General features: G+C 60.5%; 19 protein-coding genes and 5 tRNA genes. 7 read left to right on the plus strand and 17 right to left on the minus strand.

Annotation, left to right across the window (positions count from 1 at the left end):
- Position 1: 1 nt before the first annotated feature.
- The 5 genes from ACKJSM_RS14400 to gltX form a co-directional block, all read right to left on the minus strand.
- Positions 2-74: transfer RNA gene (locus ACKJSM_RS14400), tRNA-Glu, on the minus strand.
- 78 nt (positions 75-152) lie between these two features.
- A tRNA-Ala gene (locus ACKJSM_RS14405) sits at positions 153-228 on the minus strand.
- A gap of 53 nt (positions 229-281) precedes the next feature.
- A tRNA-Glu gene (locus ACKJSM_RS14410) sits at positions 282-357 on the minus strand.
- Positions 358-436: 79 nt separating this feature from the next.
- Positions 437-512 (minus strand) — tRNA-Ala (locus ACKJSM_RS14415).
- 202 nt (positions 513-714) lie between these two features.
- Positions 715-2,196: a glutamate--tRNA ligase gene (gene gltX / locus ACKJSM_RS14420; RefSeq protein WP_057396157.1), complete on the minus strand. Its 1,482-nt coding sequence runs from the start codon at positions 2,194-2,196 to the stop codon at positions 715-717.
- Positions 2,197-2,426: 230 nt separating this feature from the next.
- On the opposite strand from gltX, the gene ACKJSM_RS14425 reads away from it, so the two are divergent.
- Both ACKJSM_RS14425 and ACKJSM_RS14430 read left to right on the plus strand, forming a co-directional pair.
- A complete protein-coding gene (locus ACKJSM_RS14425) occupies positions 2,427-3,476 on the plus strand; it encodes an HlyD family secretion protein (RefSeq protein ID WP_410238036.1) in 1,050 nt (349 codons plus the stop codon).
- A 49-nt stretch (positions 3,477-3,525) separates the two neighbouring features.
- On the plus strand, positions 3,526-5,016 hold the full coding sequence (locus ACKJSM_RS14430) for an MDR family MFS transporter (protein ID WP_410238151.1): 1,491 nt from the start codon (positions 3,526-3,528) through the stop codon (positions 5,014-5,016).
- Between the two features lie 60 nt (positions 5,017-5,076).
- Here ACKJSM_RS14430 and uvrB read toward each other — a convergent pair whose 3' ends face one another.
- Entirely contained in the window at positions 5,077-7,092 is a 2,016-nt protein-coding gene (gene uvrB, locus ACKJSM_RS14435; RefSeq protein WP_011333338.1) for an excinuclease ABC subunit UvrB, read from the minus strand.
- Positions 7,093-7,429: 337 nt separating this feature from the next.
- Between uvrB and ACKJSM_RS14440 the strand changes: the two genes are divergently transcribed.
- Both ACKJSM_RS14440 and ACKJSM_RS14445 read left to right on the plus strand, forming a co-directional pair.
- The gene (locus ACKJSM_RS14440; RefSeq protein ID WP_410238039.1) at positions 7,430-8,626 is read left to right on the plus strand and encodes an amino acid aminotransferase; all 1,197 of its coding nucleotides are present in this window, start codon (positions 7,430-7,432) and stop codon (positions 8,624-8,626) included.
- A 111-nt stretch (positions 8,627-8,737) separates the two neighbouring features.
- A complete protein-coding gene (locus ACKJSM_RS14445) occupies positions 8,738-8,938 on the plus strand; it encodes a hypothetical protein (protein WP_007956421.1) in 201 nt (66 codons plus the stop codon).
- Here the strand turns inward: ACKJSM_RS14445 and ACKJSM_RS14450 are convergent.
- A complete protein-coding gene (locus tag ACKJSM_RS14450) occupies positions 8,935-9,165 on the minus strand; it encodes a hypothetical protein (RefSeq protein ID WP_236180465.1) in 231 nt (76 codons plus the stop codon). The two genes, ACKJSM_RS14445 and ACKJSM_RS14450, sit on opposite strands and share 4 nt — an antisense overlap.
- A gap of 228 nt (positions 9,166-9,393) precedes the next feature.
- Between ACKJSM_RS14450 and ACKJSM_RS14455 the strand changes: the two genes are divergently transcribed.
- A tRNA-Asn gene (locus ACKJSM_RS14455) sits at positions 9,394-9,469 on the plus strand.
- A 122-nt stretch (positions 9,470-9,591) separates the two neighbouring features.
- Here the strand turns inward: ACKJSM_RS14455 and ACKJSM_RS14460 are convergent.
- On the minus strand, positions 9,592-11,112 hold the full coding sequence (locus ACKJSM_RS14460; RefSeq protein WP_085690393.1) for a nucleobase:cation symporter-2 family protein: 1,521 nt from the start codon (positions 11,110-11,112) through the stop codon (positions 9,592-9,594).
- 348 nt (positions 11,113-11,460) lie between these two features.
- Here ACKJSM_RS14460 and ACKJSM_RS14465 point away from each other — a divergent pair, with 348 nt between their 5' ends.
- Positions 11,461-11,790, plus strand: a complete 330-nt coding sequence (locus ACKJSM_RS14465) for a BrnA antitoxin family protein (protein WP_410238041.1) — start codon at positions 11,461-11,463, stop codon at positions 11,788-11,790.
- A gap of 3 nt (positions 11,791-11,793) precedes the next feature.
- On the opposite strand, the gene ACKJSM_RS14470 is transcribed toward ACKJSM_RS14465, so the two are convergent.
- The 4 genes from ACKJSM_RS14470 to ACKJSM_RS14485 all read right to left on the minus strand — a co-directional run bounded on the left by ACKJSM_RS14470 (position 11,794) and on the right by ACKJSM_RS14485 (position 16,040).
- A complete protein-coding gene (locus ACKJSM_RS14470; protein WP_410238043.1) occupies positions 11,794-12,621 on the minus strand; it encodes an arylamine N-acetyltransferase family protein in 828 nt (275 codons plus the stop codon).
- Positions 12,622-12,722: 101 nt separating this feature from the next.
- Complete coding sequence (locus ACKJSM_RS14475; protein WP_410238044.1) at positions 12,723-13,517, minus strand: exodeoxyribonuclease III; 795 nt, start codon at positions 13,515-13,517, stop codon at positions 12,723-12,725.
- Positions 13,518-13,591: 74 nt separating this feature from the next.
- Positions 13,592-15,034, minus strand: coding sequence for a mechanosensitive ion channel family protein (locus tag ACKJSM_RS14480; protein WP_339489926.1), 1,443 nt, complete (start codon positions 15,032-15,034; stop codon positions 13,592-13,594).
- Between the two features lie 139 nt (positions 15,035-15,173).
- Complete coding sequence (locus ACKJSM_RS14485; protein ID WP_236180454.1) at positions 15,174-16,040, minus strand: pirin family protein; 867 nt, start codon at positions 16,038-16,040, stop codon at positions 15,174-15,176.
- 221 nt (positions 16,041-16,261) lie between these two features.
- Here ACKJSM_RS14485 and dkgB point away from each other — a divergent pair, with 221 nt between their 5' ends.
- A complete protein-coding gene (gene dkgB / locus ACKJSM_RS14490) occupies positions 16,262-17,065 on the plus strand; it encodes a 2,5-didehydrogluconate reductase DkgB (RefSeq protein WP_410238046.1) in 804 nt (267 codons plus the stop codon).
- A gap of 4 nt (positions 17,066-17,069) precedes the next feature.
- Here dkgB and ACKJSM_RS14495 read toward each other — a convergent pair whose 3' ends face one another.
- From ACKJSM_RS14495 to mgtA, 5 genes are all read right to left on the minus strand, one after another.
- Complete coding sequence (locus ACKJSM_RS14495) at positions 17,070-20,294, minus strand: ATP-binding protein (RefSeq protein WP_410238047.1); 3,225 nt, start codon at positions 20,292-20,294, stop codon at positions 17,070-17,072.
- Positions 20,295-20,307: 13 nt separating this feature from the next.
- Entirely contained in the window at positions 20,308-20,934 is a 627-nt protein-coding gene (locus ACKJSM_RS14500; RefSeq protein ID WP_410238049.1) for a response regulator, read from the minus strand.
- Positions 20,935-21,034: 100 nt separating this feature from the next.
- A complete protein-coding gene (locus tag ACKJSM_RS14505; RefSeq protein ID WP_410238051.1) occupies positions 21,035-21,508 on the minus strand; it encodes a chemotaxis protein CheY in 474 nt (157 codons plus the stop codon).
- Between the two features lie 110 nt (positions 21,509-21,618).
- Entirely contained in the window at positions 21,619-22,335 is a 717-nt protein-coding gene (locus ACKJSM_RS14510; RefSeq protein WP_410238052.1) for an MgtC/SapB family protein, read from the minus strand.
- Between the two features lie 54 nt (positions 22,336-22,389).
- A complete protein-coding gene (gene mgtA / locus ACKJSM_RS14515) occupies positions 22,390-25,089 on the minus strand; it encodes a magnesium-translocating P-type ATPase (protein ID WP_236180442.1) in 2,700 nt (899 codons plus the stop codon).
- Between the last annotated feature and the right edge of the window lie 17 nt (positions 25,090-25,106).

Raw genomic sequence — 25,106 nt, forward strand, 5'->3', positions numbered from 1 at the left:
GCGTCCCCTAGGGGACTCGAACCCCTGTTACCGCCGTGAAAGGGCGGTGTCCTAGGCCACTAGACGAAGGGGACACAAACCTTCTATACAACTGATCAGCGCTGAGAACTGATCGATTCAAGGCCGGTGTGGCCAGACCTTGAACTGTAAATTGGTGGAGCTAAGCGGGATCGAACCGCTGACCTCCTGCATGCCATGCAGGCGCTCTCCCAGCTGAGCTATAGCCCCGGACTTTTCGCCTCTCGGCGGAGCGACATCTTGCAACATCGCTTCTGTAAAACTGGCGTCCCCTAGGGGACTCGAACCCCTGTTACCGCCGTGAAAGGGCGGTGTCCTAGGCCACTAGACGAAGGGGACGCAAACCCTTCCATACAACCGATCAACGCTGAGTGTTGATCGCTTCGAAGCCGGCGTGGCCAGACTTCGAAGTGTAAATTGGTGGAGCTAGACGGGATCGAACCGTCGACCTCTTGCATGCCATGCAAGCGCTCTCCCAGCTGAGCTATAGCCCCTCATCGTTGATGTCATCGCTGAGGACGGGGCGAATCTTAAGGGCGTATCGAAAGGCTGTCAAACTTATTTTTGAAAAATTTCAAAATTTTTTGTCGGCATAACAATCACTTACCGCCCTCCCCCCGTAAATTCGGGGGAAAACGCCGAAGGACGGGATCAAAAGATCCTGGCCTGCGGCGCGTCCTGCAGCGTCAAACGCGATCAGGCGATAGTGCCCAACAGCTTTTCCCACTCTTTGTTTTCTTTCTTCGACACGCCGCCCAGCAGGTCAATCGCCTGGCGCAGACGGAAACGGGTCAGGTCCGGCCCGAGGATTTCCATCGCATCGAGCACCGACACCGAACTCGCCTGCCCCGTGATCGCGGCAAACATCAGCGGCATCGCGTCACGCAGCTTCAGCTCAAGGGATTCGACCACCGCCTGAATCGTCGCGGTGATGCTGTCCTTCTCCCACTGACGCAGGCTCTCAAGCTTCCACAGGATCAACTGCATCAGTTGACGCACCTGATCGCCCGACAGCTTTTTCGATTCGAACAGCTTGGCATCCGGGTTCACGCCACCGGCGAAGAAGAACCCGGCCAGCGGTGCAACCTGGCTGAAGGTTTCAACGCGGCCCTGAACGTGCGGCGCGATCTTCATCATGTATTCGGAATTGAACGCCCACTTCTGCACGCGAGCGGCGAACTCTTCCACCGGCAGATCACGCAGCCACTGGCCGTTGAGCCACGACAGTTTCTCGATATCGAAGATCGGCCCACCCAGCGATACACGCTTGAGGTCGAAATTGTCGACCATTTCCTGCAGCGAGAACTTCTCGCGCTCGTCCGGCATCGACCAGCCCATGCGGCCCAGGTAGTTAAGCATCGCCTCAGGCATGAAGCCCATGCGCTCGTAGAACGTCACCGAAGTCGGGTTCTTGCGCTTGGACAGCTTGCTCTTGTCCGGGTTACGCAGCAGCGGCATGTAGCACAGCTCCGGTTGTTCCCAGCCGAAGTACTCATAAAGCAGGATCAGTTTCGGCGCCGATGGCAGCCACTCTTCACCACGCAATACGTGGGTGATGCCCATCAGGTGGTCGTCGACCACGTTGGCCAGGAAGTAGGTTGGCAGGCCGTCGGTTTTCATCAGCACTTGCATGTCCATGCGATCCCACGGGATCTCGACATCGCCACGCAGCATGTCCGGCACCACGCAGACGCCTTCGCTCGGCACTTTCATGCGGATCACGTGCGGCTCGCCGGCAGCCAGGCGACGGGCAACTTCTTCCTTGGACAGCAGCAGCGCACGGCCGTCGTAACGCGGGGTTTCGCCGCGAGCCATTTGCTCGGCGCGCATCTGGTCCAGCTCTTCGGCGGTGCAGAAGCACGGGAAGGCATGGCCCATGTCGACCAGTTGCTGGCAGTACTTCTGGTAGATATCGCCGCGCTCGCTCTGCCGGTACGGGCCGTGCGGGCCGCCGACGTCCGGGCCTTCGCTCCAGTCGATGCCCAGCCAGCGCAGGGCGTCGAAGATCTGCTGTTCGGACTCGCGGGTCGAACGCAATTGATCGGTGTCTTCAATGCGCAGGATGAACTCACCGCCGTGCTGCTTGGCAAAGCAGTAGTTGAACAGTGCGATGTAAGCGGTACCTACGTGGGGATCCCCGGTAGGCGATGGCGCGATGCGAGTGCGGACGGTGGTCATGGCATGTCTCGAAAAGAATGAAAAGCAAAGAACGATCAAGCGGCGAATGGTAACAGGCGACACCCGCCCCGCTCCAGCGGGCAGGGCATTTAAGCCAAGGTTGCGTCTGGAACGCCCGTTGGCCGTGGTGAATGGCCGAATATCACCAGACGGCATTTACCGTTCATCGGCTGTATGCCAGATTCGCCCGCTGATAACTTTCCTTACAATTACTCGACTGCAGTTTGCCCATGCCTGTCCAACTCAAGCGTCGCCTGTTGATTTTCCTGCTGCTGGTCCTGTTGATTGCCGGGGGCTTTTTCGCCCATTGGTTTTTCAAGGGACGCTTTTATGAAAGCACCGACAACGCCTATGTCCAGGGTGAAATCACCCGCGTGTCGAGCCAGTTGAGCGCACGCATCGACGAAGTGCTGGTGCAGGACAACCAGCATGTGGAAAAAGGCCAGTTGCTGATCCGTCTCGAACCGAATGATTTCCGTCTCGCCGTCGATCGCGCCAATGCCGCCCTCGCCACCCGCGAAGCCGAACGCCTGCAGGCCCAGAGCAAATTGACTCAGCAATCGAGCCTGATCGCCGCCAGCGATGCGCAAGTGGCATCCACACAAGCCACCCTCGGGCGCTCGCAGATGGATTTGTCGCGGGCAGAAACCCTGCGCAAACCCGGCTACGTCTCCGAGGAGCGGGTCACCACCCTCTCCGCCGACGCCCATATTGCCCGCTCGCAAGTGGCCAAGGCCCAGGCCGATGCCCAAAGCCAGCGCCAGCAAGTCAACGCGCTGACGGCCGAGATCAAACGCCTCGATGCGCAGATCGCCAACGCCCGCGCCGACCTCGCCCAGGCTGAACTGAACCTGACCCGCAGTGAAATCCATGCACCGATCAGCGGCCTGATCGGTCAGCGTGCCGCGCGCAATGGTCAAGTGGTGCAGGCCGGGGCCTATCTTTTGTCGATCGTTCCGGACGAAGACATCTGGGTGCAGGCCAACTTCAAGGAAACCCAGATCGGTCACATGCAGCCGGGCCAGAAGGCCGAACTGGTCTTCGATGCCTATGGCGATACGCCGATCGAAGCCCGGGTCGACAGCCTGTTCGCAGCCTCCGGCGCGCAGTTCAGCCTGTTGCCGCCGGACAACGCCACCGGCAACTTCACCAAGGTGGTACAGCGGATTCCGGTCAAGCTGACCTTCAAGGCCGATAACCCGCTGCACGGCAAGATCCGTCCGGGCATGTCCGTCACCGCCACCGTGAACATCAAAGACGCCCCGGACAATGTCCGGTGATTCGCTGATCCGCCCGGTCGGCGAACCGACCCGGCGGGACTGGATCGCGGTGATGAGCGTGATGCTCGGCGCCTTCATGGCGGTGCTCGACATCCAGATCACCAACTCCTCGCTCAAGGACATTCAGGGCGCCCTGTCGGCGACGCTGGAAGAAGGCTCGTGGATTTCCACCTCTTATCTGGTGGCGGAAATCATCATGATTCCGCTGACCGCCTGGCTGGTGCAGTTGCTGTCGGCCCGGCGACTGGCGGTGTGGGTGTCGCTGGGTTTTCTGATTTCTTCGCTGTTGTGCTCGATGGCCTGGAGCCTGGAGAGCATGATCGTGTTTCGCGCCATGCAGGGCTTCACCGGCGGCGCGCTGATCCCGCTGGCGTTCACCCTGACCCTGATCAAACTCCCCGAACACCACCGCGCCAAAGGTATGGCGATGTTTGCCATGACCGCCACCTTCGCCCCGTCCATCGGCCCGACGCTGGGCGGCTGGCTCACGGAAAACTGGGGCTGGGAGTACATCTTCTATATCAACATTCCGCCGGGACTGATCATGATCGCCGGGCTGATGTACGGCCTGGAGAAGAAAGAAGCGCACTGGGAGCTGCTGAAAAGCACCGATTACACCGGCATTCTGACGCTAGGTGTCGGCCTCGGTTGTCTGCAGGTTTTTCTTGAGGAAGGCCATCGCAAGGACTGGCTCGAGTCGAGCCTGATCGTGACGCTGGGCAGCGTCGCCCTGCTGAGCCTGATCACCTTCGTCATCGTGCAGATTTCCAAACCCAACCCGCTGATCAACCTCGGCATCCTGCGCAATCGCAATTTCGGGCTGTCGAGTATTTCCAGCCTCGGCATGGGCGTTGGGCTGTACGGTTCGATCTATCTGCTGCCGCTGTACCTGGCGCAGATCCAGAACTACAACGCCCTGCAGATCGGCGAAGTGATCATGTGGATGGGCGTGCCACAGCTGTTCCTGATTCCGCTGGTGCCGAAACTGATGAAATTCGTCTCGCCGAAATGGCTGTGCACGATCGGATTCGGCCTGTTCGGGCTGGCGAGTTTTTCATCCGGGGTGCTCAACCCGGATTTCGCCGGGCCGCAGTTCAACCAGATCCAGATCATCCGCGCGCTGGGTCAGCCGCTGATCATGGTGACCATTTCGCTGATCGCCACGGCGTACATCCTGCCGCAGGACGCGGGCTCGGCATCGAGCCTGTTCAACATTTTGCGCAACCTCGGCGGCGCCATCGGCATCGCGCTGCTCGCCACCCTGCTGGATGCGCGCACCAAGACCTACTTCGATTACCTGCGTGAAGCGGTGGTGCCGACCAATCCGCAGGTGGCCGAACGCCTGGCCTCGATGACTGATCGGTTCGGCAGTGACACGGCGGCTTTGGGCAAGTTGAGTGAAATCGTTCATCAGCAGGCACTGATCATGGCCTACAACGATGCGTTTCATTTTGTCGGGATTGCGCTGGGAATCAGCATGTTGGCGATTTTGCTGACCAAGAAACTGCCCGCCGGACTGAAGGCCGGCGAGGCACATTAACCTTGAGCGGACGCAGAGCGTCCAGGGCTGCATTCCCACGCAGAACGTGAGAACGATCCGTCAGACGGCCAACAGCCGCTCACGCAGCTTGGCGATTTCGTCGCGCATCTGTGCTGCCGCTTCGAATTCCAGGTCGCGGGCCAGCTGGTACATCTTCTCTTCCAGTTGGCGGATGCGCTTGGTGATCTCGCTCGGCGAGCGCAGTTCGGCCTCGTACTTGGCGTTTTCTTCGGCGGCCTTGGCCATGCCTTTGCGCTTCTTGCTGCGCGAACCGGGCACGGTGGCGCCTTCCATGATGTCGGCGACGTCCTTGAACACGCCCTTCGGCGTGATGCCGTTGGCCAGGTTGAAGGCGATCTGCTTGTCGCGACGGCGCTCGGTTTCGCCAATCGCCCGCTCCATCGAACCGGTGATGCGATCAGCATAGAGAATCGCCCGGCCATTGAGGTTACGCGCCGCCCGGCCGATGGTCTGGATCAGCGAACGCTCGGAACGCAGGAAGCCTTCCTTGTCCGCATCGAGGATCGCCACCAGCGACACCTCCGGCATGTCCAGGCCTTCACGCAGCAGGTTGATCCCCACCAGCACGTCAAAGGTGCCCAGACGCAGGTCACGGATGATTTCGACCCGCTCGACGGTGTCGATGTCCGAGTGCAGATAACGCACGCGCACGCCGTGATCGGCCAGGTAATCGGTCAGGTCTTCGGCCATGCGTTTGGTCAGCGTGGTGACCAGAACCCGCTCCTCCACGGCCACGCGCTTGGTGATTTCCGACAAGAGATCGTCGACCTGAGTCAACGCCGGGCGCACTTCAACCTGCGGGTCGACCAGCCCGGTCGGGCGCACAACCTGTTCGATCACCCGCCCGGCGTGCTCGGCTTCGTAGTTGCCGGGGGTGGCCGAAACGAAGATCGTCTGCGGGCTCACGCCTTCCCACTCGTCGAAGCGCATCGGCCGGTTGTCCAGTGCCGATGGCAGGCGGAAACCGTACTCCACCAGCGTCTCTTTGCGCGAGCGGTCGCCCTTATACATTGCGCCGACCTGCGGCACGCTGACGTGGGATTCGTCGATCACCAGCAACGCGTCGGCGGGCAGGTAATCGTAGAGCGTCGGCGGCGCCGCACCGGCCGGACGGCCCGACAGGTAGCGCGAGTAGTTTTCGATGCCGTTGCAGTAACCGAGTTCGAGGATCATCTCCAGGTCGAAGCGGGTGCGCTGTTCCAGACGCTGGGCTTCCACCAGTTTGTTGTTGTTGCGCAGGTATTCCAGGCGCTCCTGCAACTCGACCTTGATCCCCTCGATGGCGTCGAGCAGGGTTTCCCGGGGCGTCACGTAGTGGCTTTTCGGGTAAAAGGTGAAGCGCGGCAGCTTGCGGATGACTTCGCCGGTCAACGGGTCAAATGCGGAAATACTTTCTACTTCGTCATCGAACAACTCGATACGGATCGCTTCGAGGTCGGATTCGGCCGGGTAGATGTCGATCACATCGCCGCGCACACGGAAGGTTGCGCGGGCGAAATCCATGTCGTTGCGGGTGTATTGCAGGTCTGCCAGACGCCGCACCAGCGCACGCTGGTCGAGCTTGTCGCCGCGATCGACGTGCAAGACCATTTTCAAATAGGTTTCCGGGCTGCCCAGACCGTAGATACACGACACCGTGGTGACGATGATCGCGTCCTTGCGCTCCAGCAACGCCTTGGTGGCCGACAGACGCATCTGCTCGATGTGATCGTTGATCGACGCATCCTTCTCGATGAAGGTGTCGGACGACGGCACGTAGGCTTCGGGCTGGTAGTAGTCGTAGTAGGAAACGAAGTACTCGACGGCGTTGTTCGGGAAGAACGACTTGAACTCGCCGTACAACTGCGCGGCCAGGGTCTTGTTCGGCGCCAGCACCAGGGTCGGACGCTGCACCTGGGCGATCACGTTGGCGATGCTGAAGGTCTTGCCCGACCCGGTCACCCCGAGCAGCGTCTGGTGCGACAGCCCGGCTTCGATGCCTTCGACCATCAGGCGAATGGCTTCCGGTTGATCGCCGGCGGGGTCGAAACGGGTGACGAGCTGGAATTCAGACATAAACACCTCTGGAATCGAGACGCGACGGGCAAACCGCAGCACCACGAGAAAGACCGCAAACGACCGATGTCGCGCAAGAAAAAACGAAGATTGTGCTGAATGTGGAGCCGATTGCCTCGCCTTTCAAGGCAAACGTCCTACATCCGGTAAAGTCTCCGACAGATCCATTCGACTAACGGTCGAGAAATAATCGGAAAAACTTACCTTAAAAGCCGAATCGCCTGTCGCCATCGATCGATGATGGCCTCTATACTAGCTCCCCGTTTGTGCACCGCTCTAGTGCATTCGGCTGGAGCGCGACACGTCCCTCCACTCTCCATTCAGAGCCGCCGTAAAAATGAGCCTGTTCTCCGCTGTCGAAATGGCACCCCGCGATCCAATCCTGGGCCTCAACGAAGCATTCAACGCCGATACCCGGACCAATAAGGTCAATCTCGGGGTGGGTGTGTACTGCAACGAAGAGGGGCGAATTCCACTCCTGCGCGCCGTCATCGAAGCCGAAACCCTTCGCGCCGCTCAGCACGCCTCGCGCGGCTACCTGCCGATCGACGGTATCGCGGCCTACGACCAGGCCGTGCAAAAACTGCTGTTCGGCAATGACTCGCCGCTGCTGGCGGCGGGCCGCGTTGTCACCACCCAGGCCGTAGGCGGCACCGGCGCACTGAAAATCGGTGCCGACTTCCTCAAGCAACTGCTGCCCAATGCCGTCGTGGCGATCAGCGACCCGAGCTGGGAAAACCATCGCGCGCTGTTCGAAACCGCCGGTTTCCCGGTGCAGAACTACCGCTACTACGACGCCGCCACCCACGACGTGAACCGTGCCGGCCTGCTGGAAGACCTCAATGCCCTGCCGAACGGCTCGATCGTCGTACTGCACGCTTGCTGCCACAACCCGACCGGCGTCGATTTGAGCCCGGCGGACTGGAACAACGTGCTGGAAGCAGTCAAGACCAAAGGTCACGTGCCGTTCCTCGACATGGCTTACCAGGGTTTCGGTGACGGCATCGCCGAAGACGCCGCTGCCGTGCGTCTGTTCGCCGAGTCCGGCCTGACCTTCTTCGTATCGAGTTCATTCTCCAAGTCGTTCTCGCTGTACGGCGAGCGCGTCGGTGCGTTGTCAATCATCAGCGAATCGAAAGAAGAAAGCGCCCGCGTACTGTCGCAAGTCAAACGCGTGATCCGCACCAACTACTCCAACCCGCCTACTCACGGCGCAAGCATCGTCGCCGCTGTGCTCAACAGCCCGGAACTGCGCGCTCAGTGGGAAGCCGAACTGGCTGAAATGCGCCTGCGCATTCGCGGCATGCGCGAGCAGATGGTTGCTCTGCTGGCGAAGAAAGCCCCGCAGCGTGACTTCAGCTTCGTCGGTCGTCAGCGCGGCATGTTCTCCTACTCCGGCCTGACCACCGAACAGGTTCACCGCCTGCGCAACGAGTTCGGCATCTACGCCCTGGACACCGGCCGCATCTGCGTCGCCGCGCTGAACCAGAGCAACATTGAAGCCGTGACGGACGCCATCGTTCAGGTCATCTGATCCGGCGCAGCACTGAAAACGGGAAGCCTTCGGGCCTCCCGTTTTTATTTGTCTGAAGAAATACCGCTACAGCCTCTAGACTGCACACAGACGATATTTCAGAGAACCGACATGAAAAACGATGACCTGCGCGCCGACCGCGACGATCTGGATGACTTCATCCCTCGCGCCCCGGCCAAACGCGGCAATAATCTGGTACTGCAAGTCGCTGCCGGGGTGTTTCTCGGCGGGCTGGCGCTGTGGCTGGTGCAACTGGGCGCGACGATGCTCTACGCCAAGCTGATGCTCGGCACCTTCACCTTCGGCGGTTAAACCAGCTCCGCTGCACGCTGAGTCGCCGCGTCGTCATAAACGACATAGAGCGATTCGGCGACCTGGCTTTTGATCGCCTTGGTGCTTTCCAGGCCGAGGACAAAACCTTCGGCCTTGCCGCCTGCGCGGTTCAGCTCTTCAGCCGTACCGGCCTGAGTGATCGCGTCGTAAAGCTTTTCGGCGTGCGGGCCAACGCCTTTGGGCAGACTGATTTGCGCGGTGCTCATGCGAACACCTCGACAGGACAATGGGTGAGGATGGGGCTATTCATGGCGCATACCTTTTCGGCGAATGGCCGGCAGCGCGTGTCACCACTTCCGGGCAGCCATGGTAGACCTCTGGTGGCCTTCTGGTAACCGCCAATTGCCGATAAAGCGCCGCCCGTCCTGACCTTTCCAACAAATTTACATCTCGCGCTTGACTAGTCTTTTTAAATCAGTAACATACGCACCAATTCCGCAATAGCTCAGTTGGTAGAGCAAGTGACTGTTAATCACTGGGTCCCTGGTTCGAGTCCAGGTTGTGGAGCCAAATACAGAACCCCTGAATCGAAAGATTCAGGGGTTTTTTGTGGGCGCTGAAAAAGCGGCGCCATAGAAAAAGGGCCGATCAGTTTCGCAACTGATCGGCCCTTTTCTATTCAGGAACAGCAGTCAGACGTGCTCGCTGCTCTTGGCATGCGCCTTCGGCGCGCCATGACCGTGGTCCGAATCCGGATCGATCACCGGCACTTCGTTGCCGTCGCAGTCATGCAGCTTGCCGTCGCTGAAGTAGTCGCCTTCACGCAGCGCCGCCAGATCGCGATAACGCAGGGTCCGCTCTTCTGCCGCCGCAAACACCGACTGCTGATCCGAGTTGCCCGCCGTGAAGTGGTTGAACGCCAGGTTCAACAGGATCGCCATGATCGCCGACGAACTGATGCCCGAATGGAAAATGGTCGCGAACCAGCTCGGGAAGTGGTCGTAGAAGTTCGGCGCGGCAATCGGGATCATGCCGAAGCCGATCGAGGTGGCGACGATGATCAGGTTGACGTTGTTGCGGTAATCGACCTTGGACAGCGTACGAATACCGCTCGCCGCCACGGTGCCGAACAGCACGATACCGGCACCGCCGAGTACCGAAGTCGGCACGGCTGCGATGACCCGGCCCATGAACGGCAGCAGGCCGAGGATCACCAGGAAGATGCCGCCGGTTGCCACCACATAGCGGCTCTTGATGCCGGTCACCGCCACCAGCCCGACGTTCTGGGCGAAGGCGCTTTGAGTGAACGAGCCGAAGATCGGCGCGAACATGCTCGACAGCATGTCCGCCCGCAGGCCGTTGCCCAGGCGTTTGGAATCGACCTTGGTGCCGATGATTTCACCGACCGCCAGGATGTCCGCCGAGGTTTCCACCAGGGTCACCATGACCACGATGCACATCGACAGGATCGCGGCGAAGTGGAAGGTCGGCATGCCGAAATGGAACGGTGTCGGGAAGCCGAACATCGGGCCTTGGGTGACGTTGGAGAAGTCCGCCATGCCGAGGAACACCGCCAGCACCGTGCCGATCACCATGGCCAACAGGATCGACAGACGCGAAATGGTGGAGCTGCCGACCTTGCTCAGCAACAACACCAGCACCAGCGTGACCGCCGCCAGACCGATGTTCTGCATGCTGCCGAAGTCAGGCGCATGACTGTTGCCGCCCATGGCCCAGCGTGCGGCCACCGGCATCAGCGTCAGGCCGATGGTGGTGATCACGATACCCGTGACCAGCGGCGGGAAGAACTTGGTGATGCGCGAGAACACCGGGGTGATCAGCAAGCCGATCAACGACGCCGCAATCACCGCGCCGAGCACCGACTGGAAGCCGCCCTCCCCGCCGCTGCTGACAATCGCCACCATCGTGGCAACGCCAGAGAACGACACGCCCTGCACCAGCGGCAACTGACATCCGAAAAACGGTAAACCCAGGGTTTGCAGCAACGTAGCCAGCCCCCCCGCAAACAATGAAGCAGCAATCAACAGACCGATGTCCGCCGGCGACAGCCCGGCGGCCTGACCGATGATCAGTGGCACCGCGACGATACCGCCATACATGGTCAGAACGTGTTGCAGGCCGTAAGCCATATTCGCGCCGACCCCGAGATTCTCGTCCTCGGGCCGTTGGTGTGAAACATGGGGCGTTTTCATGGTGGGGGAGTTCCCTGGTTTTTGTTATGCACACACTGTATGCAAGAGTCAGGACAAATGTCCATAGACTTGTATACAACTTATCAGTCACATAATGGTTAGCCAGCCACCCCACCTTCTATCCCGCTGCTTTCATCCCCCCACAAATCCGGCAACACATCCCCAATCGAGTTCACGTTTTATCCGCCCAGGCTGAAGTGTTCACGGCGACCGACGGCGCGGCCGCACTTTTTTATACATATAAAGTATGCATACTGAATTCATTCAAGATTCAGTTCGACAAAAGCAAGAATGCTGCCAACGCGTTCGAGCCCAGCGAGCAATGGCAACTTTGCGCAGAGGTGATCAATGAAAGATGAATACGATTTCAGCGAAGGTAAACGCGGCGCCAGTGCGCCCACCAAGGGTAAAACGCGCATCACCATCATGCTTGATGATGCGGTCATCGAAGCGGCACGTACGGTCGCCAAAAAGGAAGGGTTTGGGTATCAGACGGTGATCAACAACACCCTGCGCCACGCATTGCTTAACAGCCGTGGCGCAACCGATGAACTCGAACATTCCAGCGGGCAATTCAAGCAAGGCATCACCGCCACCGACCTCAAGAGCCTTGAGAAAAAACTGTCGGCGGCCGTGAACGAGATCCGGCGGGTACTGGAACCGGACGTCAAACCGTAGCGTTCAAACTGGCTGAATCAAGCGCGCCAGAGCCTCTCGCGCACCAGGCTGGTGCGGCAAGCGCAGGCCAAATTCCCGTTCCAGCAATTCAATCAACTCATCGACATCCGTCACTTCGCGCCGCTCGCTCTCGGCGCCGATGCGGTGAATGGCGAAACTGCCGTTGTTCATCGTACGCCGCCAGCCGTCGCCGGTACGCGCCACCATCAGGCGCTGGGCGAATGGCGAGTCCGGGTGGGTCGAGACGTACCAATTGCCGAGGGTGTAATCGATGTCTTCCTGGCGTTGCAGGTCGAACAGGTACATCGGCCGCCATTCGCCAGCGACCCTGGCCCGCAGCATGTAGCCATCGGCCTGCACTTCGATGCGATACGGCTCGTGCGGCGTGGATTGCTCAGCCTCGGTATCGAGCACCAGTGGCGCGGTCGGCACCATGCCGCCGAAGCCGACGTCGGTGATGTAGCGCACGCCGTCAATGGTCACCAGACTCAAGCGGTGGGTGCGCGCTGTCCAACTGCCCTCGGGCTGATTCATGACCACTCGCCCGCTGATCCCCCGCGCATCGAACCCCAGCTCCAGCAACAACGCCAGAAACAGGTTGTTGAGTTCGTAGCAATAACCACCACGGGCATCGTTCAACACCTTGCGCTCAATGGAGGGCAGATCGATCAGCACAGGTTCGCCACTGAGCGTCGACAGGTTTTCGAAAACAAAGGCGCCGGTATGGCGCAGTTGCAACAGGCGCAGGGTTTCAAGGGTCGGTGTCGGGGGCACATCGAATCCCAGGCGTTGCAAATACTGTTTCAGATTCGTCAGGCGTGGCTCGCTCATTGCTGGGTCCTTTTGCATGGGGGCGCGGATCGTTCCGCCGATGTTCGCCCTGTATACGGGATCCTGGCCTCGAATCGACAATTGAATTAACCAATCACCGGCTAGCGTCTTTTACGCGAGTCGATGCGAATCCACGTCGGCGCGTGATCGCTGGCATGCGGTTCATTACGCACCCAGGCATCCACACCGGCCTCGTGCAGATAAGGTCTCAGCTTTGGATTGAGCAGCAGATGGTCGATCCGCAGCCCGGAGTTCTTCTGCCAGTGCTGACGGAAATAGTCCCAGAAGGTGTACAGCCGATCTTCGGGATGCAGATGCCGCAAAGAGTCCGTCCAGCCCTGATCCAGCAGACGCTGGTAGCACTCGCGGCTTTGCGGTTGCAACAGCGCATCCTTGAGCCACGAGCGGGTGTTGTAGATATCCAGATCCGTCGGCACCACGTTGTAATCGCCGGCCAGCACCACGGGGTGATCGCTGCTTTGCAGATCCCGGGCGTATTTGATCAGGCGCTCGAACCAGGCCAGTTTGTAGTCGAACTTCGGCCCCGGTTGCGGGTTGCCATTGGGCAGGTACAGGCACCCCACCAACACCCCGTGCACCGCCGCTTCGAGGTAGCGACTGTGTTTATCGTCGGGATCGCCGGGCAGACCGCGCCGGCTCTCCAGCGGTTGCGCATCACGGGCAAGAATCGCCACACCGTTCCATGACGCCTGGCCGTGCCAGATGGCACCGTAGCCGGCGGCCTCCAGCTCGGCGGCAGGAAACGCACTGTCCACCAGCTTGAGCTCCTGCAGACAGGCGATGTCCGGCTGCTCGCGCTTGAGCCACTCCAGCAGGTTCGGCAGACGGGCACGCAGACCGTTGACGTTGAACGTGGCAATGCGCATTTTTTTCATCGTCCGGGCTCCTGCCATTGACCGATAAAAACTGTGACATCAGCCCTGCGCAACGGTTGCGTCGGATCCACCACTCACACGCGGTTGCGCAGCCACTGCAGGAAACCTTTTTTCGGCACCGCCACCGGCATTTCTTCCGTCAGGGATTGCGCCTTGTGCAGGCGGAAATCGAGCAGCGCCTTCATCGCGTCGTTGATGTCGTGGCGGGCGTCCAGGCACGGTTTGAGATAGGACTTCTCGATGCGGTACAACGCGCAAAAGGTTTTTGCCGAGAAGTCGGCCGGCAACGACGTATCGGACACAATACCCGCCTCGCCGATCACTTCACCCGGCCCCATCCGCCCGGACTCGAACGGCGTGCCGTGGCGTTTGAGCGTCACCGACACCACGCCGGACTCGATGATGAACAGGTGATCGCTGACCTCGCCGCCCGCCAGGATCATCTCGCCGGCACGGAAGGTCTGCAGGGTCATGTTCTGGCTGAACGTTTCTTTCTCTTCCTGACGCAGCGTGGAAAAAATCGGCGAACTGTCGAGCAGCGCCCGCGGGCGTGAGAGATTGCTCGGCACGCCGGGCTCATTGCTCGACAGCAGATTGACCCCGGATGCTTGCAGATGCCGGTACGCCAGGTCGAACAGCTGATTGCGCACCACGCGCTTTTCGCTCATCGAGGCGACAAACCCGCTGATTTCATATTCGCTGCCGGCACTGCTGGAGCTCTTCAGCGCGACACTTGGCGCGGGGCTCTCCAGCAATTGGCGACAGCCCTGCATCGCCCGCTCCAGGGCATCGATCACCGAACCGGGCCGCGCATGCGGGCTGACCTGCACGCTGACGGCAACCCCGAACATATTGCTCGGCCGGCTGAAGTTGATGATCTTGGCCTTGGCCGCCAGCGAGTTGGGAATCACCGCCATGCTGCCCTGACTGGTTTGCAGGCGCGTGGCGCGCCAGTCGATGTCGGTAACCCGGCCTTCGGTGCCGTCGATGGAAATCCAGTCATCCAGTTGATAAGGCTTGGTGGTGTTGAGCACGATCCCGGAAAACACGTCGCTCAAAGTGCTCTGCAACGCCAGCCCGACGATGATCGCCAGCGCCCCGGACGTTGCCAGCACGCCCTTGACCGGCAGATCCAGTACGTAGGCCAGTGCCGCGATGATCGCAATCAGGAAGATCACCGCACCGAGCAGATCCTGCAACAACCGCCCAGTGTGCCCGACCCGCTGCATCATCACCGCGCCGATCAACACCGTCAGGGTACGCGCGCCGAACAGCCACCAGCCGATCTGCAGCCCGGTCGCCGCCAGGTGCAACGGTACGTTGTCGGCCCACGGTGCGGGCTCCATCGGGTTGAGCCCTTCGTTGAACAACAAGATGCTGAACAGGGCAAAAATCAGCACCCGCACCAACAGTTTCCACGCGCTGCCGTGGGCGCTGATCAGGCGCCACAGACCGAGATCGATCAGGATCAGAATCAGGGCGCAAAACAACGGATGATCGGTGAGCAGAGACAGCATCAAACAACTCCGACAGGGGCCAGTCGCGAGAAGATCGCACAGATTGGGCTCAGTGTAGGAGTAATTGATTTGGCGAGATGAACGCCGCTGCGCACGCTCAAAAAAAGCCGGCCGGCGCACGTGGCGCCTGCCGGGATTTTCAGCCGTGCATCTGGCCGAAGCGGCCGGACTGGAAGTCGGCGAAGGCCTGGTGGATTTCCTGCTCGGTGTTCATCACGAACGGGCCGTGGCCGACGATCGGTTCGTCGATCGGCTCGCCGCTGAGCAGCAGCACCACCGCGTCCTGGCTGGCTTCAAGGGTGATGCGATCGCCATCACGCTCGAACAGCGCCAACTGGCCTTCGCGCATCGACTCCCCACCGTTGATCTGTACCGAACCCTTCAAGACCACCAATGCGGTGTTACGGCCTTCATGCAGATTCAGCGAGAGCAACTTGCCAGCGTTCAGCCGCAGATCCCACACATCGATGGGCGTGAACGTGCGGGACGGGCCCTTGTGACCGTCGAACTCACCGGCGATCAGGCGCAGGCTGCCGGCGCCGCCCGTGAGTGCGATGTTCGGGATGTCACTGTCCAGAATGGTCTGGTAGCCGGGCGCGGCCATTTTGTCCTTGGCCGGCAGGTTGACCCACAGTTGCACCATTTCCAGGTTACCGCCGGTTCGGGCGAAGTTTTCCGAGTGGAATTCCTCGTGCAGGATTCCGGAAGCGGCGGTCATCCACTGCACATCCCCCGGGCCGATGGTGCCGCCGCTGCCGGTGGAGTCGCGGTGCTGCACTTCGCCTTCGTAAACGATGGTCACGGTTTCGAAGCCACGGTGCGGATGCTGACCCACGCCGCGGCGTTCAGTAGTCGGGGTGAATTGCGCAGGCCCGGCGTGATCCAGCAGCAGGAACGGGCTGATGTGCTGACCAAGGTTGTCGTAGGAAAACAGGGTACGCACCGGGAACCCATCGCCGACCCAATGGCCGCGAGGGCTGGTGTAAATACCGATGAGTTTTTTCATGGTGGACTCCGCAATCAGGTTGATCATGGGTCGATCATAAATTCGCCACGTATTGAGTACTAGTCAGCCAAAACCGCCCTCATCGTCCTACTGATAGAACAATATCCAACTGTCGTGATTCGTGACTTTCAGTCAACAGTACTTTGCCCCGACAGCGGTTTTTCCCAAGGAATCAGACGCGGATACTCCTGCCCATTCCCACTGCTACCCTGGAGTCCTGCATGTCTGTTCCCGCTTTCGGTCTTGGTACGTTTCGCTTGCAAGGCCAGGTGGTCATCGATTCGGTGAGCACTGCCCTTGAACTCGGTTACCGGGTCATCGACACCGCGCAGATCTACGAAAACGAAGCCGACGTAGGCGAGGCCATTGCCGCCAGTGGCATCGCCCGCGATGAACTGTTCATCACCAGCAAGATCTGGATCGCCAACTTCGCCAAGGATCGTCTGATCGAAAGCCTCAGGGAGAGCCTGCAAAAGCTGCAGACCGACTACCTCGACCTGACGCTGATCCACTGGCCGTCGCCGGAAGACCAGGTACCGGTCGAAGCATTCATGGGCGCGCTGCTGGAAGCCAGACGCCTGGGCCTGACCCGACAGATCGGCGTGTCCAACTTCACCATCGACCTGATGAACCAGGCGATTGCTGCGGTCGGCGCGCAAAACATCGCCACCAACCAGATCGAGCTGCACCCGTATCTGCAAAACCGTAGGGTCGTGGAGTTCGCCCAGAGTCAGGGCATTCAGATCACGTCGTACATGACCCTGGCCTACGGCGAAGTGCTGAAGGATCCGCTGATCGTGCAGATCGCCGAACGCCTGCAAGCCACCGCGGCGCAGGTCACCCTGGCATGGGCGATGCAGTCGGGTTACGCGGTGATTCCGTCGTCGACCAAACGCGCCAACCTGCAAGGCAACCTCGGCGCCACGGCGCTGACCCTGAGCGACGCCGACATGGCGCTGATCGCCACACTGGATCGCGGCCATCGCCTGACCAGCCCCAAAGGCATTGCGCCACAGTGGGACTGATCGATCAGGCCTGAAGCTGCTGCGCGAGGTCGTGCATGGCCACGCGCAGCGAATCGATGGCGGCCTTCAATGCCGCTTCGGGCTCATCGGTCCGGCAGGCCTGCTCGAGTACCCGACATGCCGAGACCACCCGCTCGGCACCGATCATGTGCGCCCCGCCTGTGACGTGGTGCGCCAGATCACGCAAACCGGCGCGGTCACCTTTGCGACCTGATTCGTCCAGACGCTCGAGGTCAATGCGCAGGCTGCCCAGCACCTCCTCACGCAATTGCTCGATCAGCGGGTTATCCGCGCCTGCCAGTTGTAACAGCGCACTCAGATCGAACTCGGCCACTGCCGGATCGTCCACACTCTCGACCTGTGTTCCCCCGGATGTGGCGACCATCAGCGCCTGGCTCAATTCGCGCAGCAGAACCGGCTTGAACAGGCAATCATCCATTCCGGCCGCCAGGCATCGCTGCTTTTCTTCCATCTGCGCATTGGCGGTGAATCCGAGGATCAGACAAGGCGCCCTGCCCGTCGCGGCTTCTTCCTGACGCACTGCTCTTGTCAGCGCATAACCGTTGAGCCCCGGCATGTTGCAGTCGGTGATCAATGCATCGAAGGATTGCCCGCGCCACAGCGCCAGCCCCTCTTCACCGCCAGCAGAGTCAATGGCGCAATGCCCGAGCTCACTCAACTGTCGGCACAGCAACAGGCGATTTACCGGATGGTCATCCACCACCAGCACGTTCAGCGACTTTACCGTCGCCGTCGCCGTCGCTGACGCGGGCGCCACCTCTTGCACGAGCGGCTGCGGCACAGGCAATTCCAGCCGCAGCATGACCTGCGTACCCCTTCCCGGCTCGCTGCTCATCCACAGCTCCCCCCCCATCATCCGGCACAGGCTGCGGCTGATCACCAGCCCCAGACCAGAACCGCCATGCACTACAGACTGATGTTCGCCGACCTGTACAAACGGGCTGAACAACCGCTGCTGATCCTCGGCACTGATGCCCCGGCCACTGTCTTCAATGATCACCCCCGCATCCAACTGCCCGCCCTGCTCGCTGAACACTCGCAAGCGCAGGCTGACCTCGCCGTCGTCGGTGAACTTGATCGCATTGCTCAGCAGATTCGACAATATCTGCTTGAAACGCAGGGGATCGAGCATCACGTCGACGTCGCTGCGCTCATCCAGTTCTACATTCCACAATAAGGGCTTCTGCCGGGCCAGGCCTTCGAAGATCCGACACACCGACGCCACCACCTCACGCAGATTGACCCGTTCGGGCACCAGCGACAAATGCCCCGCCTCGATGCGTGCGATATCGAGAATATCGCCGATCAGTGCCAGCAGCTGCTGCCCGGCGCTGGACGCCACTTCGATCGCCTGGCGATCGGTCACACCTTCATCGGCACGCTTGAGGGCCAGTTCGAGCATGCCGATCAGGGCATTCATCGGTGTACGGATTTCATGGCTCATGGTCGCCAGGAACGTGCTCTTGGCACGATTGGCGTCATCGGCTGCCTCCTTGGCCTCCTGCAACTGCCGCAGCCATTGCTGGCGCAGGCGGATCTGCCTGCGCTGAAAGCCTATCCAGACCAGAGCCAGCAACAGCAACCCTGCGGCCACGGCAAACCCGCGCAGGATTTGCTCTCGATGACGCTGCCAATAGCTGTCCTGCAACACCACGTTATGACTCCAGCGCGCAACCAGCTCGTCCATTTCCTGTGGCGCAATGCTCAGCAGTGCCTTGTTCAGAATCGAATGCAACTGGGGGGCATCGAGCGCTGTGGCTATGGCAACCCGGGCCGGCTGATCGCCCAGCGTGGAGACAATCCGCAAGCGACCGCGGTACTGGCGGTCAATCTGGTAGCGCGCCACCAGCAACGAATTCAATGTCGCATCGGCCTGCCCGGCAAGCAGCGCCTGCGTGCCGTCGGCCGGGCTGGACAACTCGATCAGGCGAATCTGTGGCACGTGGTCCAACAGGTAATCGCGCAGCGGATTGCCGCGATAGAGCGCCAGACGTTTGCCCGTCATCTCGTCCAGACTGCGCGGCGCCTGCTCCTTCGAGTCGGTGATCAGAACAAAGGGACTGTTGACGTACGACCGGGTAAACCGCATCTGCATTTCGCGCTCGCGACTCGGTGTCAGCACCGGCAACAGATCCAGCTCCCCGCTCTTGAGTTGTTCAACCTGACGATCCAGAGACTGACCGCGCACCACCCGGAATGTGAGGCCACTGCGCTGACTGATCAGGTTGAGCAGTTGGGCAGCCAAGCCACTGAAGTGGCCATCGGCGTCGAAGAATGTCAGTGGCGCAAAATCCTCGACAGCGCCGACCCACACCACCGGATGCTGATCCAGCCACTGTTGCTCGATGTCACTCAGGCTCACCCGCGACTGCGCCGCCCTGTCAGCGCGACCGGCACTCCAGCGCAGCTCCATCGCCAGGCGCTGTTCCATGGGAATCGCCAGCAGGGCTTTGTCGACGAGGCGCTTCAAACGCGTGTTGCTGCGAGCCAGGGAAAAGCCGAACGGGTTGGCGTCAAGGCCCGAAGTACCGGCCAGTCGCAGGTCGTTGTGAAAATGAGTGTTGATCAGATAGCTGGCGCTGATGAAGTCGCCCAGGTACAGATCATCCCGACCGAACGCCACGGCACCGAGAGCATCGAAAATCGAGCGGTAATGCTGCAGGGAGGCTTGCGGGTATGCCGCTTCGATGGTCGAGGCTGGCAGGTAGTCATCCACCATGGCGATGCGTTTGCCGACCAGGTCGCCCGGCAACGAGTCTTCGAGCCGGGTTACCCACATCGGCTGATCCTCGGCGTAGGCGCGGGACAACATCAAGTCCGGGTCGGCGAGTTCGAAGTTGTTCGACGTCCCCAGCAGGTCCACTTCCCCGGCCTTGAGCGCGGCCATGGCGCTTCCCCGGTCGGCGTAGCACCAGACTTCAACGCGGATGTTCAGAATCTGTGCAATCGCGTCAGCGTAATCGGCCGTCAGCCCCTCCAGCTCATGGCGCTTGCGGGTCAACTCGAAGGGCGGGTAATCCGGCCAGGAGGCACCGATACGCAATACCGGGTGCGCGCTCAGCCACTGTCTGTCCTGCTCATCAAGGCGAATCTGCACGCCTTCCAGCCGGGTGCGCGAGACGATTTCCAGCCTTTGCGCACTTGTCGCCGCCTGCACTGCGCCTGCAAACAACAGCATCAGCAGGAGGATGAATCGCCAAGTCCTCATCGTGCGAATCCTTTCAGAGCAGACGGTGGCGAAGGGCAATCTCTCGCAACATCACTGTCGATTTGATCCCGAGCTTGAGCATCAAACGGGTCTTGTAGGTACTGATGGTTTTGTGGCTGCGGTTCATCTCCGCGGCAATCTGCTTGTTCGATATGCCTTGCGCCAGCTTCTTCAGGATTTCCATTTCGCGATCGGACAGCGATTCAATCAGCCGGCCTTCATCACTGTGCCCATCGAGTTGCCCTGCGCTGTCCACCGACGAGGCAGGAAAAAAGCAGTAGCCCGAACGGACGGCCTTGATGGCATTCTCCAGTTGTTTCAAATCGGCAGACTTGTCGACAAATGCCATTGCACCGGCATGCCGGCAGCGTCTCAGGAACGTTTCCGCAGGCGCCGAGGTAAAAACCACGGTCTTGCAGACCAGTCCGACCGCCTTGATATGCTCCAATACTTGCAGACCGCCCATTTTATCGAGCCCCAGGTCGAGCAGAACCAGATCGGGTTGATGTGCACGGATCATCGGCACGACGCCGGCGCCACTCGACACTTCGTAAATCTCTTTGTAGCCCAACCCCTGCAGCAGAATTCGGATAGCAATGACAACCACCGGATGGTCTTCGGCTATCAGTACTGAACTCATGGCCACTCCAAGTGCAAATACATGACAATGACGCCACCGCTCTCGCTGAACGGGACGATATGTAGCTGCGTAACGACTGTTGCACGGGACGTACCGCGAATCACCTGTCAGATCTGACAGGTGCGCCATCTGCGGCTCTGTGATAAAGCGCGCGATCGCCCCAGAGAATCGCCGAGCAGGCGGACGAAGAACGCTGCGGCGACGACTCGACCGAGGCCATCAACTGTTTGATGGTGCCCATGGAAGGCAAGGCTTCAGGGCTGGTGATGATCCTTGGCCCAAGATGCCCTGGAACACATGAGCAATCCGCCGGCTCACCGTAGATCAGCGCCCACCGGATTTGTGATTGATCGAACAGAAGGCCACGCAGGTCCGCGATCCCGGCCGCCAGCTCGGCGTTGACCACCAGGACATCGAACGGCTGGCAGGCGTAATCGACCAGCGTCAGCAGCTCGGCAAGGTTTTGCGCCGGTGCAATGCGGTAGTAATCGAGGCCATTGAACAGGCGCTCGATCCTCATCCGGTGAAAATGCTGCAGGTCGGCGATCAGGATGCGCAGGGTTTTGTCGGTCAACGTGAGAGTCCGGGTAGTCACTTCAAGTGGCGGCAAGACTACCCAAGCATCGGGGATGTACTCTGTAGGACTTTTCCGAAAAGCACTGTCACTCATCCGGATTGAAAAAGTTACTCCGTGGTGCTCGGACTCCAGAACGCCTGCACTACCAGCGTCGAGGTCGAGATTCGTGCCACCAGCGCATCCAATTCATCACCGTCCACCGAAGTGGTCGCCAGTGTCGCTTCGATTTCGATTTCATCGGCACCGAACGCGTGCACATCGACATCGCTGGCCGGATAGTTGCTGCGTTCCAGCTCGGCTTCAAGCAAGGCGAACACGGCTTTCTGCTGCGAGCGCCGGGCGATGACGTAAACGATGTTGGTGACTTCGGCCGACACCACATCCAGCGGCTGACGGTTGATGTTGTTGACGATCGGCCGCAGCAAGGTATTGGCGGCGAGCACGAACAAGGTGCCCAGCACCGCTTCGGCCAGCAGGTCGGCACCGGCGCAGGCGCCGACCGCTGCCGAGGTCCACAGCGTGGCGGCGGTGTTGAGCCCGCGTACGTTACCCTCTTCGCGCATGATCACCCCGGCACCGAGAAAACCGATGCCGGAGACCACATACGCGACCACCCGCACCGCGCCATCGGCGCCGCCGAGCCGGTTGGCCATGTCGACGAAAATCGCCGCACCGACCGCCACCAGCACGTTGGTGCGCAAACCCGCCGTGCGTTGCCGGTACTGACGTTCGAAGCCGATCAGGCCGCCGAGGGTGAAGGCCGCCCCGAGGCTGACCAGCGTGTCGAGCAATGAGCCGAGGTTGAGATTGTTGATTGCTTGCATGTCGAACTCCCTGAGACCGCCCCCCTTGCTCCCACAAGGGGGGAATCTTTCCTGTTACTGCCAGCCGAACCGACGGATGTAGAAACCTTTGACGGCCTGAGTCAGCGCCATGTACGCCAGCAGGATCATCGGCAGGAACACGAAGTACATCGACGGCAGTGCCTGCAATTTGAAGTAGTGCGCCAGCGGTCCCATCGGCAGGAAGATGCCCACGGCCATGATGATTGCGGTCATCACCAGCAACGGCATGGCCGCGCGGCTTTGCAGGAACGGAATCTTCGGCGTGCGGATCATGTGCACGATCAGCGTCTGGGTCAGCAGCCCGACCACGAACCAGCCGGACTGGAACAGGGTCTGGTGATCCGGGGTGTTGGCATCGAACACGTACCACATCAAGGCGAACGTGGTGATATCGAAGATCGAACTGATCGGGCCGAAGAACAGCATGAAGCGCCCGACGTCCCCTGGCTGCCAGCGTTGCGGCTGTTTCAGCATCTCGTCATCGACGTTGTCGAACGGGATCGCGATCTGCGAAATGTCATAGAGCAGGTTCTGCACCAGCAGGTGCATCGGAAGCATCGGCAGGAACGGAATGAACGCACTGGCGACCAGTACCGAGAACACGTTGCCGAAGTTCGAGCTGGCGGTCATCTTGATGTACTTGAGCATGTTGGCGAAGGTGCGGCGCCCTTCCAGCACGCCCTCCTCCAGCACCATCAGGCTCTTTTCCAGCAGGATGATGTCGGCCGCTTCCTTGGCGATGTCCACCGCGCTGTCCACGGAAATCCCGATGTCTGCGGTGCGCAGTGCCGGTGCGTCGTTGATGCCGTCGCCCATGAACCCGACCACGTGGCCGTTGCCCTTGAGGATGCGCACAATGCGCTCCTTGTGCGACGGCGTCAGCTTGGCAAACACGTTGGTGGTCTCTACCGCCACTGCCAGTTCGGCGTCGCTCATGCGCTCGATGTCGTTGCCCATCAGCAGGCCTTGCTGGGCCAGGCCCACTTCGCGGCAGATCTTGGCGGTCACCAGTTCGTTGTCGCCGGTCAGCACTTTCACCGCCACGCCATGCTCGGCCAGGGCCTTGAGCGCGGGGGCCGTGCTTTCCTTCGGCGGATCGAGGAACGCCACGTAACCGATCAGCGTCAGTTCCTGCTCGTCGCTCAGGCTATAAGTGTCACGACCTTGCGGCATCGAGCGTGCCGCCACCGCCACCACGCGCAAGCCTTCAGCGTTGAATGCTGCTGTGACCTGGCGGATTTTCGCCAGCAATTCATCGCTCAAGGCTTCGTCGACCTCACCGTGACGCACCCGGCTGCACACCGCCAGCACCTCTTCCACCGCGCCTTTGCAGATCAGTTGATGGGGCTGACCGCGCCCTTCGACCACCACCGACATGCGCCGGCGGTTGAAGTCGAACGGGATTTCGTCGACCTTGCGAAACGCCGTCCCGACCTTCAGCTCACGGTGGATTTCCACATGCTCCAGCACCGCCACGTCGAGCAGGTTTTTCAGGCCGGTCTGGTAGTAGCTGTTGAGGTAGGCCATTTCCAGCACGTCATCGGAGTCTTCGCCCCAGACGTCGACGTTGCGTGCCAGGAAGATCCTGTCCTGAGTCAAAGTGCCGGTCTTGTCGGTGCACAGCACGTCCATGGCGCCGAAGTTCTGAATGGCGTCGAGGCGTTTGACGATGACTTTCTTGCGCGACAGGAACACCGCCCCCTTGGCCAGCGTCGAGGTGACGATCATCGGCAGCATTTCCGGGGTCAGGCCCACGGCAATCGACAATGCGAACAGCAGCGCTTCGGTCCAGTCGCCCTTGGTGAAGCCGTTGATGAACAACACCAGCGGCGCCATGACGAACATGAAACGGATCAATAGCCAGCTGACTTTGTTCACGCCTTGCTGGAACGAAGTCACCGCGCGATCAGTCGCCCCGACCCGCTGTGCCAGTGCACCGAAATAGGTGCTGTTGCCGGTGGTAAGAATCACCGCCACCGCCGTGCCGGACACCACGTTGGTGCCCATGAACAGGATGTTGTCGAGCTCCAGCGGATTGCGCGTGTCGCGATCGGCCTGACGGGGGAATTTTTCCACCGGCATCGACTCGCCGGTCATCGCGGCCTGGCTGACGAACAGGTCCTTGGCACTGAGCACTCGGCAATCGGCAGGAATCATGTCGCCGGCCGAGAGTACGATCAGATCGCCGGGCACCAATTGCTTGATCGGTAATTCAGCGCGCGGCGCATCCCGACGCAGCACGGTGGCGGTGTTGCTGACCATCGCCTTGAGCGCATCGGCGGCCTGGTTGGATTTGCTTTCCTGCCAGAAGCGCAGCAGGGTCGAGAGCACCACCATCGAGAAAATCACGATGGCGGCCTTGAGGTCCTCGGTCAGCCACGAGATCACCGCCAGCAGGGTCAGCAGCAGGTTGAACGGGTTCTTGTAGCAGTGCCACAGGTGGGTCCACCACGGCAGCGGTTGCTCGTGTTCGACTTCGTTGAGGCCATGCTGCGCACGCAACACATCGACTTCGAAATCGGTGAGACCGTCGCTGTGGGTGCCGAGGTTCGACAGCAGCACGCCGCTGTCGCAATGGGCGGCGTCCACCAGTGTATTGGCCAGGGTGGGCGGCACTTCACGGCTGACCGTGGTGTCGTTGAGGGTTTCCAGCAAGGCCAGGCGACGGAAGTGCCGGGCGATGTGGCGGGTCCGCAGGAAGCCTGCGAAAAATTCCTTGAGCGTAAGTTTCATGGCTGTTGCCCCTATGG

Origin of the sequence: Pseudomonas sp. PHC1 (assembly GCF_046487845.1) — a bacterium.
In the GTDB taxonomy this organism is placed as follows: Bacteria; Pseudomonadota; Gammaproteobacteria; order Pseudomonadales; family Pseudomonadaceae; genus Aquipseudomonas; species Aquipseudomonas sputi.

Bases quoted from the DNA above. Each gene is read 5' to 3' on its own strand.
- gltX (WP_057396157.1), bottom strand. From the start codon at position 2,196: ATGACCACCGTCCGCACTCGCATCGCGCCATCGCCTACCGGGGATCCC.
- ACKJSM_RS14425 (WP_410238036.1), top strand. From the start codon at position 2,427: ATGCCTGTCCAACTCAAGCGTCGCCTGTTGATTTTCCTGCTGCTGGTC.
- uvrB (WP_011333338.1), bottom strand. From the start codon at position 7,092: ATGTCTGAATTCCAGCTCGTCACCCGTTTCGACCCCGCCGGCGATCAA.
- ACKJSM_RS14440 (WP_410238039.1), top strand. From the start codon at position 7,430: ATGAGCCTGTTCTCCGCTGTCGAAATGGCACCCCGCGATCCAATCCTG.
- ACKJSM_RS14445 (WP_007956421.1), top strand. From the start codon at position 8,738: ATGAAAAACGATGACCTGCGCGCCGACCGCGACGATCTGGATGACTTC.
- ACKJSM_RS14450 (WP_236180465.1), bottom strand. From the start codon at position 9,165: ATGAGCACCGCGCAAATCAGTCTGCCCAAAGGCGTTGGCCCGCACGCC.
- ACKJSM_RS14460 (WP_085690393.1), bottom strand. From the start codon at position 11,112: ATGAAAACGCCCCATGTTTCACACCAACGGCCCGAGGACGAGAATCTC.
- ACKJSM_RS14465 (WP_410238041.1), top strand. From the start codon at position 11,461: ATGAAAGATGAATACGATTTCAGCGAAGGTAAACGCGGCGCCAGTGCG.
- ACKJSM_RS14470 (WP_410238043.1), bottom strand. From the start codon at position 12,621: ATGAGCGAGCCACGCCTGACGAATCTGAAACAGTATTTGCAACGCCTG.
- ACKJSM_RS14475 (WP_410238044.1), bottom strand. From the start codon at position 13,517: ATGAAAAAAATGCGCATTGCCACGTTCAACGTCAACGGTCTGCGTGCC.
- ACKJSM_RS14480 (WP_339489926.1), bottom strand. From the start codon at position 15,034: ATGCTGTCTCTGCTCACCGATCATCCGTTGTTTTGCGCCCTGATTCTG.
- ACKJSM_RS14485 (WP_236180454.1), bottom strand. From the start codon at position 16,040: ATGAAAAAACTCATCGGTATTTACACCAGCCCTCGCGGCCATTGGGTC.
- dkgB (WP_410238046.1), top strand. From the start codon at position 16,262: ATGTCTGTTCCCGCTTTCGGTCTTGGTACGTTTCGCTTGCAAGGCCAG.
- ACKJSM_RS14495 (WP_410238047.1), bottom strand. From the start codon at position 20,294: ATGAGGACTTGGCGATTCATCCTCCTGCTGATGCTGTTGTTTGCAGGC.
- ACKJSM_RS14500 (WP_410238049.1), bottom strand. From the start codon at position 20,934: ATGAGTTCAGTACTGATAGCCGAAGACCATCCGGTGGTTGTCATTGCT.
- ACKJSM_RS14510 (WP_410238052.1), bottom strand. From the start codon at position 22,335: ATGCAAGCAATCAACAATCTCAACCTCGGCTCATTGCTCGACACGCTG.
- mgtA (WP_236180442.1), bottom strand. From the start codon at position 25,089: ATGAAACTTACGCTCAAGGAATTTTTCGCAGGCTTCCTGCGGACCCGC.